The organism is Rhizobium sp. BK399 (assembly GCF_014194695.1).
Classification (GTDB): Bacteria; Pseudomonadota; Alphaproteobacteria; order Rhizobiales; family Rhizobiaceae; genus Rhizobium.
Genome location: NZ_JACIAH010000001.1, coordinates 716258 through 732305, shown reverse-complemented (window position 1 = coordinate 732305; position 16048 = coordinate 716258). Strand labels below are relative to the sequence as shown.

Genomic DNA, 16048 nt, shown 5'->3' with positions numbered 1-16048 from the left:
TCAGGACTTCTTATCCGTGGGCTTCGGCTCGACGGGCGCCGGGTCCGGCTGCTTTTTGTCGGCGGCCCTTGAGCTGTCGGTATCCTGCGGCAAGCCGTTGGCGATCTTTTCCTTGATCTTCGGGATCTCGGCGGCCTCAGGCTCCGAGCTCAGCGCACGGTTCCATTGGTAGACGGCTTCGAGTTTGCGCCCGACACGCCAGTAGGCATCGCCCAGATGGTCGTTGATCGTGGCGTCGCCAGCCTTGATCTGAGCGGCCTTCTCCAACTCGTTAACCGCGTCATCGAAGCGGTTCAGTCGGAAGTAGGCCCAACCGAGCGAGTCGATGATGTAACCGTCGTCGGGCCTCAGATCGACGGCCTTCTTGATCATCGCCAGTCCCTCATCGAGGTTCCGGTTCATGTCGATCCAGGAGTAGCCGAGGTAGTTCAGCACTTGCGGCTGGTCCGGATTGAGCGCCAGCGCCTTGCGGAAATTCGGCTCGGCCTGGTCCCACTTCTTGAGGCGTTCATAGGCGATGCCGCGCTGGAAGAAGACTGTCCATGCGCTCCTGCCGGGTAGTGGACCAAGGACTTCGACCGCCTTGTCGTAATTGTCGGCCATCGCGGCATAATCCTTCGCATCCGACAGTACGCTGCCATAAGCGAGGTAGCTGCGAACGTCCTTCGGATCCGAGGCGATCAGGCTCTGCAGGTGCTTGCGTGCTTCTTCCACCTTGCCGCCTTGAGCCAGGGCAAGGCCGAGCTGAAGTTCGGAGATGCGGCGCATCGGCGAGGTCTCTGGCACCTGCTTGTAGAGAGCAATCGCGCGGTCCATCTGCTCCTGCTTCTCGGCAATGCCGCCAAGCATGACAAGCGTATCAGCACTGTCCGGATCAAGCGTCTTCGCGGTCTGCAGATAAAGCGAAACGATGTCTTCAGCCCCGTCGCGGTTCAGCGCGCCGCCGATGGAGAATAGGACGCCGGCCGCTCCCTGCTTGGCAGTCTGAACCTGCTGTTCCTGCTTTTCGCCCTTTTCGATGCTTTGGCGCAACGCGTTCAGCGGAGCGTAGTTGGGCAGCAGGTTGTCTCCGACGGAAATCGCGTCCAGCGCCTTCTGCTTGTTGCCCTGCGAGGCTTCCAGGCGGGCAAGCGCCATGACAGCGCGCATGAAGGTATCAGGCGCCGTCGCGCCGCCGTCCTTGTCGAGCACGGCATCGTTGAGGTTCTGACGGGCGGCCTTGACGTCGCCGTTCACGATCGCGATTGCCCCGGCATTATAAGACTTGAAGATACCGACCCAATCCGGTCCCTTCATCCTCTGCACCATCGACAGGGCATCCTTGCCACGGCCGGAGCCGACGCGAGCCCAGGCGGCAAGCAGATCGTTCATCATGCGGTCGAGATCGTTCGGCCCGGTATATTTCAGGAGCGATTCAGCCGTCTTGTATTCGCCGCGACGAATGGCATCCATGCTGCGCACGATCGTCGTGATGCGCTCGACCGTCGGGTCGCCCTTGAGATCGTTGGCGTATTTCACGCCGTCCTTGATGTCGCCGTTCAGAAGCAGCGAGATCATCAGGCGCTGGCGAATTTCCGGATTGCCAGGCTCGATCTGCAGCGCCTTCTTGTACAACTCGATCGCCGTCTCGTAATCGTGATCGACGTCGGCAGTCCGGGCAGCCAAAAATGCGCCGGAGAAGCTCGTGACGCTATCCGGATCGAAGATTACTGTGGCGGCATCGTCCTTCTTGGCCGTCTCTTCGGCATTCACGCCGCCGAGCGCTGCCAGCGAGATGACCGCTGCCATGGCTGCGCTCGAAAGAAGACGGATGGCAAGTTTTTGCCGCATTAGAAAACCTCTCTTGTCGGGCAGCCGGCCTCGTCCGGCTGCAAATCAGTTGAATTGACTGACTCACAACAGGATGGCTTTTTTGAAGCGGTCCTGCAATAAAATCAGTCCGCGATCAGTGACCGTCGATTAGTTGACGCGCTCGATGCAGAAGTCGATGACTTCCATCAGAGCCGATTTCCATGCCGTGTCCGGAAGCGGCGCGAGCGCATCGCGTGCGATCGTCCCGTAATGAACCGCGCGGGCAATGGTATCGTTCAGCGTGCCATACTTGGTAATCAGGCCAAGCGCCTTTTCGAGATGCTGATCGCTGCTCTCGCCGCCTTCAATGGCTTGTCGCCAGAAGGCCCGTTCTTCCTCGGTCCCGCGGCGATAGGCCAAGATAACCGGTAGCGTGATCTTGCCTTCGCGGAAGTCGTCGCCGACATTCTTGCCGAGATCGGCTGCCTTGCCGCCGTAGTCAAGCGCGTCGTCGACGAGCTGGAAGGCAAGGCCGAGGTTCATGCCGTAGGATTTCAGCGCGTTGCGCCCGGATTTGCCGGCATCGGCGACGATTGGGCCGACTTCGGCAGCCGCGGCGAACAATGCCGCCGTCTTGGCCCGGATAACGGCAAGGTAATCGTCTTCAGTCGTTTCCATGTTCTTGGCGACGGAGAGCTGCAGCACTTCGCCTTCGGCGATCACGCAAGCGGCCGCGGAGAGGACGTCCAGCGCATCGAGCGAGCCGACATCCACCATCATACGGAACGCCTGGCCGAGCAGGAAGTCGCCGACGAGCACGCTTGCCTGGTTGCCCCAGATCATGCGGGCCGTGGACTTGCCCCGACGAAGGTCGCTTTCATCGACGACATCATCATGCAGCAACGTCGCCGTGTGCATGAACTCGACGGATGTCGCGAGCTTGATGTGGTTCTCGCCCTTGTAGCCGAACAATGCGGCCGACGCCAAAGTCAGCATCGGACGCAGACGCTTGCCGCCGGACGAGATGAGATGGTTGGCCACCTCGGGAATCATCTGGACGTCGGAGCCGGCCTTGGAAAGGATAAGCTGGTTCACCCGCTCCATGTCCGCCTTGGTCAAATCGACCAGCGGCTTGACGGATGCCAGTTTGTTTTTGCTTTCTTCAAGCGGTATGACCACGCCCAACGACCCGGACTCCTGTTAAATTATTGAGTTCGACAATAGAAAGGGGCGATTGGCGCGGCAAGGGGTGAATTGTCGCGTCGCGCAAATTTGAAAGGGATTTTCCCGCAAATGCATGAACTTATTCGCGCCAACGATCCCGTGCTGCTCTCCTTCGCGGAAAGTCTGCTGAAGGATGCCGGTATTCACTGCTTCATCGCCGATCAGGGCATGAGCATTCTGGAAGGGTCGCTCGGCATGCTGCCGCGCCGACTCCTTGTCGATGACGAACAAGCCGATCGAGCGCGACGCATTCTGGTGGATGCCGGACTAGGCGGCGAACTGCGCGCTCCGAAGTGAGTCTATGATGACGGGGAATATTGCCGAAACCATAGACGCCTTCCATCGGGGGCTCTTCCATGTGCTGCAGCCGAAGGGCAGGGGGCACCGTTCCGGCATGGACGCGATGTTGCTTGCTGCGCTCGTCGCCGATGACCGTCCGGTCAAGGTTGCCGATCTTGGCGCCGGCGCCGGTGCTGCCGGCTTGGCCGTGGCGTCGCGTCTGCCGAGGGCCGAAGTCGTGCTTTTCGAACGCTCCGGCGAGATGGCTGACTATGCGCGCCGCAGCATCCTGCTGCCGGAAAATGCACATGTCGCGGACCGTGTCGCCGTAGTTGAAGCGGATGTGACCCTGAAGGCGAAGGCGCGCAATGAGGCCGGCCTTGTCGACGAGAGCTTCCATCACGTCATCATGAACCCGCCGTTCAACGATGCAGGTGATCGCCGCACCCCCGATGCCTTGAAGGCGGAGGCACACGCGATGACGGACGGACTGTTCGAAAGCTGGGTGCGGACGGCCGGGGCGATCATGATCCCCGGCGGGCAGCTATCACTCATCGCGCGACCGGAATCGATTGCCGAGATCATTGACGCCTGCGGGCGCCGCTTCGGCGGCATCGAAGTCACCGCGATCCATCCGCGCGAGGGCGAGAACGCCGTGCGCATCCTGGTCACGGCGATAAAAGGGTCGCGCGCGCGGCTTTCGCTGCGCGCGCCACTCATCATGCACGAGGAGGGGACGCATAAATTCTCCCCCTTCGTCGACGATCTCAACAATGGCCGGGCGGCCTATGCCAGGCGCTAACCGACGACGAAGTCGAATAGCAGCTTGACGTTCAGGCCGGCAATCAGGACCGCAATCACATAAGCGATTCCGCTCAGCCAGCGTGGAGCGACCAGCGCGCCCATCTTCGCCTTGCTGGCCGTAAACATTACCAGCGGGAAGACAGCGAAGGAAAGCTGCAGGCTGAGCACCACCTGTGTCAGGATCAGCAGTTCCGCCGTGCCCTTGTCTCCGTACCAAATGGTGACGAAGGCGGCCGGAATGATGGCGATCGCACGCGTGATCAGGCGGCGGACCCATGGCTGGAGTCTGATCTTCAGGAAGCCTTCCATGACGATCTGGCCCGCAAGCGTTGCGGTTACGGTCGAATTCAGGCCGCAGCAGAGCAGCGCGATGCCGAACAGTGTCGGCGCGATTGCAAGGCCGAGCAACGGCGCAAGCAGCGACGAGGCTTCGCCCAATTCCACGACATCCGTCTTGCCATTGGTATGGAAGGCAGCCGCCGCGAGGATCAGGATCGAAGCGTTGATCAGCAGCGCAAAGCACAACGCGATGGTCGAGTCGATCGTCGCATAGGTCAGCGCCTCGCGCTTCTCCGGTATCGTATGGCCGTATGCGCGCGTCTGGACGATACCGGAATGCAGATAAAGATTGTGCGGCATCACGGTGGCGCCGAGAATGCCGAGCGCGAGATAAAGCATCTCGGGATTGGAAACGATCTCGGTCGTTGGGAAGAAGCCCCGGATTACAGCGCCCCATTCCGGATCCGCCAGGAAGATCTGCACGCCGAAGCATACAGCGATGATGCCGAGCAGGGCAATCACGAAGGCTTCCACCCAGCGGAAGCCGATCTTCTGCAGATAGAGAATAAGGAAGACGTCGAGCGAGGTGATAAGCACGCCGAGTTCTAGTGGGATGCCGAAGAGCAGGTTGAGGCCGATGGCTGTGCCGATCACTTCGGCAATATCGGTTGCGATAATGGCGATTTCCGCAAAAGCCCACAGTGGCACCGAGACGTATTTCGGATAGGCGTCACGGCAGGCCTGGGCAAGGTCCCGGCCGGAGGCGATAGCAAGCCGAGCACAGAGCGATTGCAGAACGATCGCCATCAGGTTGGACAGCAACGCGACGGTCAACAGCGCATAGCCGAACTTCGAACCACCGGCGAGCGAAGTCGCCCAGTTGCCGGGATCCATATAGCCGACGGCGACCATGTAGCCGGGACCGAGGAACGCAGCGACGCGGCGCCAGCGCGAGCCCTGTTTGTGCGTCTGGACCGAACGGTAAACATCGGAAAGCGATGCCTCTTCGCGCTCGTGTCGCCAGCCGGTCTTCGCGTTCGGATTTACGATGTCCATGAGTGTCCGCCTATTTTCGATGCAACCAGTATGTCTGATTGGAATGATAATGCAAGTCATTCGCAACAAGAATTGTGGTTCGCAGATGTTTTCTGCGGCAGCCATTGCGTTTGTCGCTCCGTTGCATACATGGAAGACGTTCGCTGATCTTGTCGCAAAGGATGGAAAATGGCCGGATTTTTGAAGAGGTTGCTGCCGAAGCGTTTCCGTAGGGACGGCGTGGTAATCCCCGTCGTCCGGCTTCACGGCCCGATCATGAGCGGTGGAAGCCAATTCCGGCCGACGCTCAATCTGGCCTCCGCCGCGCAGGTCCTCGAAAAGGCCTTCAGCTTCAAGGATGCGCCGGCGGTTGCCATCTCGCTCAATTCTCCAGGCGGCTCTCCGGTTCAGTCGCGCCTCGTCTTCAGCCGCATCCGCGACCTTGCGCGTGAAAAGCAGAAGAAGGTTCTTGTCTTCGTCGAGGATGTTGCCGCATCCGGCGGCTACATGATCGCTCTTGCCGGCGACGAGATCATTGCGGACCCCACCTCCATCGTCGGCTCGATCGGCGTCGTCTCCGGCGGCTTCGGCTTTCCGGAGCTGCTAAAGAAGATCGGAGTAGAGCGCCGCGTCTATACGGCGGGTGAGAACAAGGTGATCCTCGATCCGTTCCAACCGGAGAAGGAAAAGGACATTGAATACCTGAAGACCCTTCAGCTGGAGATTCATCAGGTCTTCATCTCCATGGTTCGCGAACGGCGCGCTGGTAAGTTGAAGAACGACGATGTGGTCTTTTCTGGCCTTTTCTGGACCGGCACTCGCGGCCTCGAACTCGGCCTTATCGACGGACTGGGCGACATGCGTCAGGAATTGAAGCGTCGCTATGGGGCGAAAACCAAGCTCGAACTGGTGATGCCAGCGCGCGGTCTTTTCGGAAGGCGCATTCCGGGTATATCGTCAGCCAACCTGGAAGGCGCAGGCGCCGGTCTCGCAACCGGGCTCGTCGACGCCGCCGAGGAGAAAGCATTGTGGAGCCGCTACGGGCTCTGAGGGATTAAAGGCTGGCATCATGCCGCAACTGATAATCATCGTCGTTCTGCTGGTCGGCGCCTGGCTTCTCTATCGCCGCTTCGTCGCCGACGCGCAACGACTGGCCGCACGATCCCGTCGGGAAGAGAAGGAGCGCCAGACCGGCGCCATCGGCACGCTGGTCAAGGATCCGGTTACCGGCGAATACCACCTGAAAAAGGACGAGGACGAGTAGGGCCGTAAAAGCCTTGACCCGTCTGGCCGGGCGTGGCACCTGTCCGCGCACTTTTGTACGAATTCGGAAGCCGTTCCATGTCTGCAGCAATCCCCGACCATATGAACCCGAAGCGCTCGTTCCAGGCGCTGATCCTTACGCTCCATAACTATTGGGCGGACAAGGGTTGTGCGGTGCTGCAGCCTTACGACATGGAGGTTGGCGCCGGCACGTTCCATCCGGCAACGACGCTTCGTGCGCTCGGCCCGAAGCCATGGAAGGCTGCTTATGTGCAGCCGTCGCGCCGTCCCTCGGACGGCCGTTATGGCGAGAACCCGAACCGCCTGCAGCACTATTACCAGTATCAGGTCCTGCTGAAGCCAAACCCGCCGAACCTGCAGGAACTCTATCTCGGCTCGCTCGCCGCCATCGGCCTCGATCCGCTGCTGCATGACATCCGTTTCGTCGAAGACGACTGGGAAAGCCCGACGCTCGGCGCCTGGGGTCTTGGCTGGGAGTGCTGGTGCGACGGCATGGAAGTGTCGCAGTTTACTTATTTCCAGCAGGTCTGCGGTATCGAATGCTCGCCCGTCGCGGGCGAGTTGACCTATGGTCTCGAGCGTCTGGCGATGTATGTGCAGGGCGTCGACAACGTCTACGACCTGAACTTCAACGGCCGCGAAGGCGACGAGAAGATCAGCTACGGCGATGTCTTCCTACAGGCCGAACAGGAATATTCACGGCACAATTTCGAATACGCCAATACGGAAATGCTGCATCGCCACTTCATCGATGCCGAAAAGGAATGCCAGGCGCTTCTCGCCGCCGGCGCTCCTGGCGACAGCGATAATCAGAAGCTGCACAAGTGCGTCTTCCCGGCTTACGATCAGTGCATCAAGGCGTCACACGTTTTCAATCTGCTGGATGCGCGCGGCGTCATCTCGGTTACCGAACGTCAGAGCTATATCCTGCGTGTGCGGACGCTGGCGAAGGCCTGCGGTGAGGCCTTCCTGCAGACGGATGCGGGTGGGGTGAACTTGGCGAAAACCGCCGCTTGAAGAGCGGCAGTCAGCGGCGCTCGTCGCTTCTGATCTCGACGCGGCGTTCCACCGGACGAGCCTTGCTCTGGACGAAAAAGTACGTTGCGATGGCCAGTATGTTGAGCAGGAAAATAAACGCGCTCATGGTCTGAATGATCCTTGTCGCAGTTTGCGTATGCACGCCAGTTCAACGTGCAGAGTGAAAATAGGGCTTCGGCCGGTGCGACGGTATCGTGATTTTTCACTACCCCCGTCCGGTGATTGCCCCGAAAGAGGGCCGGAATGCGGGATGACAATCTGCGGTAACCCGCATAGTCTCCGGGCATACTTTCGGTCGTTGCGGGGGATTCGCGAATGTATGTAATTCTTGGCCTTATTGTTCTGGTCGCGCTCTATGCCGTCTTTGTCTACAACGGCCTTGTTCGCGCGCGGCAGATGGCCGAGGAAGCCTGGTCCGGCATCGATGTGCAGCTGAAGCGCCGCGCCGACCTGATCCCGAACCTGATCGAGACGGTCAAGGGCTATGCCGCCCACGAGAAGACGACACTCGAAGAGGTCGTTGCCCTGCGCAATAAGGCGCAATCGGTTCCGACGGGCGACGTCGCCGGCCGCGCCCAGGCGGAAGGTCTACTCGGCCAGGCGCTCGGCCGTGTGCTGGCCCTGGCCGAAGCCTATCCCGACCTGAAGGCGAACGAAAATTTCCGCGAGTTGCAGACCTCGCTGGAGACGATGGAAAGCGAAATCCAGATGGCCCGCCGTTACTACAATGGCGCCGCCCGTGATCTGAACGTCAAGGTCGAAAGCTTCCCCTCCAACCTTGTCGCTGGCCAGTTCGGCTTCCAGAAGCGGGACTATTTCGAGATCACCAACGAAGCGGATCGCGCCGTTCCGACGGTAAAGTTCTGATATCCGCCATTTGCCTTTGCGTAAAAACTGCTATGAGCAGGGCATGATCGTGGCCTGATATGGCCCTCGCGCAAAGACGGAAAAGACAGGCAATGAGTAAAGACAAGCTCACCATCATCCCGCCGGACAAGCCGCTGACAGGTCGCGCCGTCCCGCCCGGCTCGAAATCGATCACCAACCGCGCGCTGCTCCTGGCAGGTCTCGCCAAGGGCAGGAGCCGCCTGACCGGCGCTTTGAAGAGCGACGACACGCGCTATATGGCCGACGCTCTCCGCGCCATGGGTGTCATCATCGAAGAGCCGGATGACACGAGCTTTGTCGTCACGGGCAGCGGCAAGCTGCTGCCGCCGCAGGTGCCGCTTTTCCTCGGCAACGCCGGAACGGCGACGCGCTTCCTCACGGCCGCTGCCGCCCTGGTGGATGGCACCGTCGTCGTCGACGGCGACCAGCACATGCGCAAGCGCCCGATCGGTCCGCTGGTCGATGCACTGCGTTCGCTCGGCATCGACGCGTCGACCGAAACCGGCTGCCCGCCGGTCACCGTCAAGGGCACTGGCCGTTTTGAGGCGAGCCGCATCCAGATCGATGGCGGCCTGTCGAGCCAATATGTCTCGGCGCTGCTGATGATGGCTGCTGGCGGCGACAAGGCGGTGACGATCGAACTGCTAGGCGAGGACATCGGCGCGCTCGGCTACATCGATCTGACCACAGCGGCGATGCGCGCCTTCGGCGCCAAGGTCGAGAAGACGAGCGCGGTGACCTGGCGCGTCGAGCCGACCGGCTACACGGCAGCAGATTTCGTGATCGAGCCCGACGCCTCTGCCGCGACCTATCTCTGGGCGGCCGAAGTGCTGACATCGGGCAAGATCGACCTCGGTGTCGCGAATGGCGCGTTCACGCAGCCGGACGCGAAGGCCTATGATCTGATCGCCCAATTCCCGCATCTTCCAGCCGTTATCGACGGTTCGCAGATGCAGGATGCTGTTCCGACCTTGGCCGTTCTTGCGGCTTTCAACGAGACGCCGGTCCGCTTCGTCGGCATCGCCAATCTGCGCGTCAAGGAATGCGATCGTATCCGCGCCGTCTCGACCGGGCTCAACAACATCCGCCAGGGGCTCGCGGCCGAGGAAGGCGACGATCTGGTTGTCCAGTCCGATCCATCGCTGGTTGGACAACGCCTGCCTGCCAACATCGACACCTTCGCCGACCATCGCATTGCCATGAGCTTTGCGCTCGCCGGCCTGAAGATCGCGGGCATCACGATCCTCGATCCGGACTGCGTCGGCAAAACCTTCCCGGCCTATTGGCGCATGCTCGCAGGGCTTGGCGTGACCTATACCGACGAGGGCTGAGATTATCTGAAGCGGCCGCGCGCCGCAGGCGAGGGGTATGATGATCCGACGGCTTTCCGGCCTTTGCTTCGTTCTGTTTCTGATGCTTGCGGGGCGTGGCGCCATCGCTGCGGAGGTGATCGACGCCTTCACCTCTGACATCGCGCTTGAGAAGAGCGGTGCGATGACGGTGACGGAGACGATCTCCGTCAATGCCGAAGGCAATCGTATCCGGCGCGGTATCTTCCGCGATTTTCCGTTGACCTATCAGGATGCGGAAGGCCGTCTCCGCCGCGTCGATTTCGACGTCATATCGGTGAAGCGCGATGGCCGCGACGAGCCATGGCATACCGAGTCCATCAGCGGCGGTATCCGCATCTATGCCGGCTCGGAAGACGTCACCGTGAGCTACGGCCGCCACGACTACGTCTTCACCTACCGCACCAACCGCCAGATCCGCTACTTCGACGATCATGATGAACTCTATTGGAATGTCACCGGCAACGGCTGGATCTTCCCAATCCTGACGGCGACGGCCGCGGTAAATCTGCCTGGCGGTGTCAATGCGACCGACACGGCTTTCTTCACAGGGCCCCAAGGCGCGACCGACAGGAACGCGAAGGTGTCCGGCGGCGGGGCGCGACTGCTGTTTTCGACGACCCAGCCGCTCAATGCCGGGGAAGGACTGACGATCGCCGTCAAGATGCCGAAGGGCTCGATCAATCCGCCGAGTGCCGACGATGAACGTCGCTGGTGGCTGAGCGACAACCGCGACTACTTCCTCGGATTCGGCGGGCTCATTCTTGTCTTCCTCTACTACACGCGCTCCTGGCTGAAGGTCGGCCGTGACCCGGCGCGCGGCGTGCTGGTGCCGCGCTGGGATCCGCCCGACGGCATATCGCCGGCACTGGTGAACTATATCGACAATCGTGGCTTCTCCGGCCAGGGCTGGACGGCGCTGTCGGCCACTGCCCTCAATCTGGCGGTGCGCGGCTATGTCGTGCTGGACGACCTCAAGAATTCGATCATCATTCGTCGCACCGACAAGCCGGTTGGCAAAGAAAGGCTGGAAGCCGGAGAAGCCAGCCTGCTCAACGCAGTGGGAACCAAGGGCTCGCTGGCGATCGACGAGGCTAACGGAACGAAGGTGAAATCGGTGGGCGACAGCTTCCGCGCCGCCATCGAGCGCGAGCACCGCGGCAAGTACTACAACGCGAATACCGGCTACACGACGGGCGGCATCGCGCTCAGCGCCGCGTCACTGGTGGCCCTTTTCGTCTTCGGAACGCTGGAGCCCGATACCATCGCCTTGATGATCATTCCGATCGTCGTTGTCGTCTTCCTCTCGGTTTTCGTTGCCGGTTTCGCCAAGTCACTCCGTCCGGGCAGATCGCTTGGCGCCAAGATCATGTCCGTGATCGCGATCGCCTTTGCCGTCTTCATCGGCTTCAGCATCGTGTCGTCACTGGCACTGGCGCTGTTCTCCTCGCTGGTCGAACTCCACGAAACGCCGATGCTCTTTGCCATCGGCGGCATCATTCTCCTGAACCTGCTCTACGTCTTCATCATGGGAGCGCCGACCCCGCTCGGTGCCAAGCTGATGGACGGCATCGACGGTCTGCGCCAGTACATGACGCTGGCCGAGAAGGACCGCATGAACATGGCGGGCGCGCCTCAGATGTCGCCTCAGCATTTCGAGAAACTGCTGCCCTATGCCGTGGCGCTCGGCGTTGAAAAGCCCTGGTCGCGCGCCTTCGAGACATGGCTTGCCGCAGCAGCGGCAGGCGCCGCGGCCGCTTACGCCCCATCGTGGTATTCCGGCAATTTCGGCAGCGGCAACTTTTCCGATCGTATCGGCGGCTTCTCCTCGTCGATGGCCTCAACCATCGCGTCCACCATTCCGGCGCCGCCGTCCAGTTCATCCTCCGGCTTTTCCGGTGGCGGTTCCTCGGGCGGCTTCTCTGGTGGCGGCGGTGGCGGTGGCGGCGGTGGCGGCTGGTAGGACCCCGCGAAGCAATCCGGCTTGCCCAGCGGTAAGCATTCCTGCTTGACCCGGGCAAGCATTCTCGCTTGACCTTTCGGCGCTCTCCCCTTAACCGCCAGACGGAAACGTGAAAGGGACGGGCATGAAGGTTCTGTTGATCGGATCGGGCGGACGCGAACACGCATTGGCCTGGAAGCTGGCGCAATCGCCTCTCATGACGGAATTCTACGCCGCGCCCGGCAATCCCGGCATCGCCGAGCATGCGACCCTGATTGCCCTAAATGTCGACGACCATGATGCCGTCATCGCCTTCTGCAAGGACAAGGCGATCGACTTCGTCGTCGTCGGCCCGGAAGCGCCGCTCGTCGCCGGCATTGCCGACAAGCTGCGCGCCGAAGGCTACGCCGTCTTCGGCCCGTCGGCGGCGGCGGCCCAGCTCGAGGGCTCGAAGGGCTTCACCAAGGATATCTGCGCCCGCTACGACATTCCGACCGGCGCCTACCAGCGCTTCAACAACGCTCCGAAGGCCAAGGCCTATATCCGTGAGCAGGGCGCCCCGATCGTCGTCAAGGCCGATGGTCTTGCTGCCGGAAAGGGCGTGACCGTCGCCATGACCGTCGATGAGGCGCTCGCCGCCGTCGACGACTGCTTCGAGGGTGCCTTCGGTGCGGCTGGTGCCGAGGTTGTCATCGAAGCCTATCTCGACGGCGAGGAGGCGAGCTTCTTCTGCCTCTGCGACGGCAAGCATGTCCTGCCGCTCGCAACGGCCCAGGATCACAAGCGGGTGGGCGAGGGCGACACCGGCCCGAACACGGGCGGCATGGGCGCCTACTCCCCTGCGCCTGTGATGACATCAGAGATGGTCGAGCGCACGATGAAGGAAATCATCGAGCCGACCATGCGCGGCATGGCCGAGAGCGGCTATCCCTTTTCCGGCGTCTTCTTCGCCGGCCTGATGATAACAGCCAAGGGCCCCGAGCTTATCGAATACAATGTCCGCTTTGGCGATCCCGAGTGCCAGGTGCTGATGATGCGCCTGAAGAGCGATCTTCTACCGCTCCTCCATGCTACCGCCACCGGCACGCTCGATCAGGTGTCCGCCGAATGGACGGATGATCCGGCCCTCACGGTCGTCATGGCATCGAAGGGCTATCCGGGCCCCTACGACAAAAACACCTCCATCCGCCATATCCCGGAAGCAGGCGAGGGCGCCAAGGTGTTTCACGCCGGCACAGCCCTGAAGGATGGAGCACTGGTCGCAACCGGCGGCCGTGTCCTGAACGTTACCGCGACAGGCAAGACCGTTGGCGAGGCGCAGGTTCGTGCCTACACGCTGCTCGACAAGGTCGATTGGGACAACGGTTTCTGCCGCCGTGACATCGGCTGGCGCGCGATCGAACGCGAAAAGGCGTGAGCAAACCCGAAATCGGGTCAGTTCTCTAAATTTTTACCCTTTCCCCTGACGGGATGGAAACAAAGCCGCGCTAATCTCCTCTCAACGTGAGACGGAGTGTTCCATGCGTCAGGTTCTCTTGGGTGCGATAGCTGTGTTTGCGGCAGGTTCTGCCTGTGCCTCCTCGATCGAGGTGGTCGGCAAGGACGCGCATACCGATGGCGGGAGCATCAGCCAGGAAAGCTGCCAAACCTGCCCACCGCTTGAAACCGTCGAACGCAAGAAGGACTACACGGTCCCGACGCTCGCGCCCGGCTCGCTGCAATCCTCGGAAATTCGCGATGTCGATGGCCAGAAGAAGCTTTATCGCACCGAAGGCTGGATGGGTGGCTCGCCGGTCGTTTTCGTAACCAAGGCCCCAACCGAGTCCATGACAGCCGCCAAGCAGCCGGCCGACAACATTGACCGTGCCTCGACGACGGCGGCGGTTATCGGTGGCGACGTCAAGCCGATCGCGGCGGGCCTGGGAGCTGCGCCGAAGGAACAAATGACGCCGCTCGACGTTTCTAAGTTCGAGCTTCGGCCCTGATTTCCAGTTCCCTGCCCCAGCCTGACCAAGGTTTCGGTCGACCGGGGTCCACCCCCGCGGTGGATAAAATGCGTCCCTGAGAGAAGCAGGGGCGCATTTTTCGTTTCTAGTGCGCCTTGCCGAACGGGGGTGCTTCCGAAGGTCGGGACAAGCAGACGTGTAAGTGCCTGCCATCCGGTCGAAGCATTCAACCAGCGCAGATGCTGTTTGGTACCGTGCCTGACGGCCGCCACTCCTGCTTCGCTTTCGTCAGGGGCCAAGTCGGCACTGGGTTCCGGCTGAGGGGAATAAATGCGTCCCTGATCGAGGGAAAGGATGGTCAGTGTCGTAATCATTGCCGTCTCCCACTTGCGGTTTTGCAGTGGAAGCAGTCTCTGCTGGTTGCGGTGTTCCGGTCCTGAACCGCACGCGGAAAAGTTCCGAAACAATCCGAATCTATCGCTCCGAAACGCCCGCCAATCGCAACCCGTCGAGGACGCCGGCGATGCGATCCGGATATTTGCTGGCCTGGCCGGCGCGGATGCGCTCGATCGTGATGTCGGGCGTCAGTCGTCTCAACGCTGCAAGATGACGATGGGCTTCCTCCATGCGCCCGAGATGCGCGCTCGCAGCAATGAGGACCCATAAAGTAGCTTCGAAATTCGGATTGCTGGCAAGCGCCCTCGACGCCCACGCGACGGCCTGATCGTACTCTCCAAGGACGACATAGGCATGCGCGATACCGCAAAGCGAGAAATGTGCGCCCCGATCGCCGGGCGTTAGCCGATTGGCCCTGTGGAAGTGGCTGAGCGCATCGCTGATGTCGCCGCAATGAAGATGCCCGACGCCCGCCCTGACAACCGCCATCGGATTGTTGGGATTGGATTCGGCGGCCGCCTGCAAAACCGCGAGCCCCCAATCATAGTCCTTCACCGTCTGCATCAAGGCGACGCCGCAATGGGCCATGACCATGGCGTCACCCGCGCCATGCTCCAGCGCCTTCCGGGCCAGCGCGGCACATGCACGCACATCGTCGTCGGTGAGCGCCGGCCAGCCCATCGTGTAGCGATGCTCGAGTGCCCATGCAGCATGGGAAAGCAGCTGCGCGTTGTCCGGCTCGACCGCGAGCCCCTGCATGAGAAGGGCATAGGCGGCCGCGTTGTCGCTTTCAATTTCCGTCGAGATCTTCGCCAGTGCCTGCAGGTAGATGTCGTAGGTGGCGACGCTTCCCGGCCGCTCGCGCCGTGATCGCTCGATCTCGGCTGTCTGTATCAGCGGTTCGATCAGCGTCGCGACGCGTTCGGTGATGCGATCCTGAAAATCGAATATCTCGTCCAGGGTGCCATCGAAGGTCTGCGCCCACATATGTGTTCTGCCTTGACCTTCGACGAGTTCTGCCACGATACGGAGCCGATTGCTCGACTGGCGGATGCTCCCTTCAAGCACGTAGCGGACGCCGAGTTCGGCGGCAATCTTTCGCACATCCATTCCCCTATAGGCAAAGGAACAGTCCCGGGCGATCACGGCAAAGCTTCGGAACCGGCTCAAGGCCGCTATGATTTCGTCGACGATCCCGTCGGCAAAATAATCCTGCCTCGGATCGCCACTGAGATTGCTGAAGGGCAGGACTGCGAGTGCCGGCCGCAGCTCCTGGGTCGCAGCCGCTTTCGCCTCCACGGTTGTCGGCATGAAGCGGTAGCCGGTGCGCGGCACCGTCGCGATCCATTCCTGCCCATCGGGCGCCGGCCCAAGCGCCTTGCGCAGCGCGGCGACCTGGACGGTCAGGTTGCTCTCCTCGACGGCAATTCCGGGCCAGACGCGCTCCATCAACGCATCCTTGGAAACAACGCCGCCGCGGCCTTTAAGTAACGCTTCAAGAAGGGCAATGCCGCGTTGGCCAAGCGGGACCACCCGCCCGTTCCGCAGCAGGCCGCGGCCGGGATCGAGAACGAATTCACCGAAGGCATACGAAGGCTCAGCCATGTCAGAAATATAGCTCAACCATCGGCCTCGGAAAACCGTGCGGCGAGCCTTGCGAAAGCACTTCAACTTTCGGGCGCACGGATGAATCAAGCTCTCCGCGGACTGCAAGAATGCACTGATTACATTTGATAATCCTGCAGGCGTTCATCACTTGGCAATTGTTAATTCCTTCACTCTAATTCTAACGA

Annotated in this window: 14 protein-coding genes; 10 read left to right on the top strand and 4 right to left on the bottom strand. The window is 61.2% G+C overall.

From position 1 onward, the window contains the following. Together FHT97_RS03650 and FHT97_RS03645 are read right to left on the bottom strand one after the other, a co-directional pair. Positions 1–1830 carry a tetratricopeptide repeat protein gene (locus FHT97_RS03650; RefSeq protein WP_183752357.1) on the bottom strand — a complete coding sequence of 610 codons (1830 nt, stop codon included), beginning with the start codon at positions 1828–1830 and terminating at the stop codon, positions 1–3. A 129-nt stretch (positions 1831–1959) separates the two neighbouring features. Further along, positions 1960–2976, bottom strand: coding sequence for a polyprenyl synthetase family protein (locus tag FHT97_RS03645; RefSeq protein ID WP_016552944.1), 1017 nt, complete (start codon positions 2974–2976; stop codon positions 1960–1962). A gap of 108 nt (positions 2977–3084) precedes the next feature. On the opposite strand from FHT97_RS03645, the gene FHT97_RS03640 reads away from it, so the two are divergent. Together FHT97_RS03640 and FHT97_RS03635 are read left to right on the top strand one after the other, a co-directional pair. After that, positions 3085–3312 carry a DUF2007 domain-containing protein gene (locus tag FHT97_RS03640; protein ID WP_016552945.1) on the top strand — a complete coding sequence of 76 codons (228 nt, stop codon included), beginning with the start codon at positions 3085–3087 and terminating at the stop codon, positions 3310–3312. Between the two features lie 7 nt (positions 3313–3319). Then, complete coding sequence (locus FHT97_RS03635; protein WP_183860742.1) at positions 3320–4096, top strand: methyltransferase; 777 nt, start codon at positions 3320–3322, stop codon at positions 4094–4096. Here the strand turns inward: FHT97_RS03635 and FHT97_RS03630 are convergent. Further along, positions 4093–5433, bottom strand: coding sequence for an Nramp family divalent metal transporter (locus tag FHT97_RS03630; RefSeq protein ID WP_183859983.1), 1341 nt, complete (start codon positions 5431–5433; stop codon positions 4093–4095). The two genes, FHT97_RS03635 and FHT97_RS03630, sit on opposite strands and share 4 nt — an antisense overlap. Positions 5434–5601: 168 nt before the next feature. On the opposite strand from FHT97_RS03630, the gene FHT97_RS03625 reads away from it, so the two are divergent. The 8 genes from FHT97_RS03625 (at position 5602) to FHT97_RS03590 (ending at position 13898) form a co-directional block, all read left to right on the top strand. After that, on the top strand, positions 5602–6462 hold the full coding sequence (locus tag FHT97_RS03625) for a S49 family peptidase (protein ID WP_183752353.1): 861 nt from the start codon (positions 5602–5604) through the stop codon (positions 6460–6462). Positions 6463–6481: 19 nt separating this feature from the next. Beyond that, entirely contained in the window at positions 6482–6676 is a 195-nt protein-coding gene (locus FHT97_RS03620) for a hypothetical protein (RefSeq protein ID WP_016552949.1), read from the top strand. A 77-nt stretch (positions 6677–6753) separates the two neighbouring features. Next, on the top strand, positions 6754–7713 hold the full coding sequence (locus tag FHT97_RS03615; RefSeq protein ID WP_183752351.1) for a glycine--tRNA ligase subunit alpha: 960 nt from the start codon (positions 6754–6756) through the stop codon (positions 7711–7713). 336 nt (positions 7714–8049) lie between these two features. Then, the gene (locus FHT97_RS03610; RefSeq protein WP_114711716.1) at positions 8050–8601 is read left to right on the top strand and encodes a LemA family protein; all 552 of its coding nucleotides are present in this window, start codon (positions 8050–8052) and stop codon (positions 8599–8601) included. Positions 8602–8693: 92 nt separating this feature from the next. Then, entirely contained in the window at positions 8694–9953 is a 1260-nt protein-coding gene (gene aroA, locus FHT97_RS03605) for a 3-phosphoshikimate 1-carboxyvinyltransferase (protein ID WP_183859981.1), read from the top strand. A 40-nt stretch (positions 9954–9993) separates the two neighbouring features. Beyond that, complete coding sequence (locus FHT97_RS03600) at positions 9994–11934, top strand: DUF2207 domain-containing protein (RefSeq protein WP_183860740.1); 1941 nt, start codon at positions 9994–9996, stop codon at positions 11932–11934. Between the two features lie 124 nt (positions 11935–12058). Then, positions 12059–13330: a phosphoribosylamine--glycine ligase gene (gene purD, locus FHT97_RS03595; protein ID WP_183859979.1), complete on the top strand. Its 1272-nt coding sequence runs from the start codon at positions 12059–12061 to the stop codon at positions 13328–13330. A 103-nt stretch (positions 13331–13433) separates the two neighbouring features. Then, positions 13434–13898 (top strand): plant virulence effector HPE1-like domain-containing protein, encoded by a 465-nt coding sequence (locus FHT97_RS03590; RefSeq protein WP_183859977.1) that lies wholly within the window; start codon positions 13434–13436, stop codon positions 13896–13898. A 435-nt stretch (positions 13899–14333) separates the two neighbouring features. Here the strand turns inward: FHT97_RS03590 and FHT97_RS03585 are convergent, their stop codons facing one another. Further along, a complete protein-coding gene (locus FHT97_RS03585) occupies positions 14334–15860 on the bottom strand; it encodes a winged helix-turn-helix domain-containing protein (RefSeq protein ID WP_183859975.1) in 1527 nt (508 codons plus the stop codon). Positions 15861–16048 lie beyond the last annotated feature (188 nt).

Bases quoted from the DNA above. Each gene is read 5' to 3' on its own strand.
- FHT97_RS03650 (WP_183752357.1), bottom strand. From the start codon at position 1,830: ATGCGGCAAAAACTTGCCATCCGTCTTCTTTCGAGCGCAGCCATGGCA.
- FHT97_RS03640 (WP_016552945.1), top strand. From the start codon at position 3,085: ATGCATGAACTTATTCGCGCCAACGATCCCGTGCTGCTCTCCTTCGCG.
- FHT97_RS03635 (WP_183860742.1), top strand. From the start codon at position 3,320: ATGACGGGGAATATTGCCGAAACCATAGACGCCTTCCATCGGGGGCTC.
- FHT97_RS03630 (WP_183859983.1), bottom strand. From the start codon at position 5,433: ATGGACATCGTAAATCCGAACGCGAAGACCGGCTGGCGACACGAGCGC.
- FHT97_RS03625 (WP_183752353.1), top strand. From the start codon at position 5,602: ATGGCCGGATTTTTGAAGAGGTTGCTGCCGAAGCGTTTCCGTAGGGAC.
- FHT97_RS03620 (WP_016552949.1), top strand. From the start codon at position 6,482: ATGCCGCAACTGATAATCATCGTCGTTCTGCTGGTCGGCGCCTGGCTT.
- FHT97_RS03615 (WP_183752351.1), top strand. From the start codon at position 6,754: ATGTCTGCAGCAATCCCCGACCATATGAACCCGAAGCGCTCGTTCCAG.
- FHT97_RS03610 (WP_114711716.1), top strand. From the start codon at position 8,050: ATGTATGTAATTCTTGGCCTTATTGTTCTGGTCGCGCTCTATGCCGTC.
- aroA (WP_183859981.1), top strand. From the start codon at position 8,694: ATGAGTAAAGACAAGCTCACCATCATCCCGCCGGACAAGCCGCTGACA.
- FHT97_RS03600 (WP_183860740.1), top strand. From the start codon at position 9,994: ATGATCCGACGGCTTTCCGGCCTTTGCTTCGTTCTGTTTCTGATGCTT.
- purD (WP_183859979.1), top strand. From the start codon at position 12,059: ATGAAGGTTCTGTTGATCGGATCGGGCGGACGCGAACACGCATTGGCC.
- FHT97_RS03590 (WP_183859977.1), top strand. From the start codon at position 13,434: ATGCGTCAGGTTCTCTTGGGTGCGATAGCTGTGTTTGCGGCAGGTTCT.
- FHT97_RS03585 (WP_183859975.1), bottom strand. From the start codon at position 15,860: ATGGCTGAGCCTTCGTATGCCTTCGGTGAATTCGTTCTCGATCCCGGC.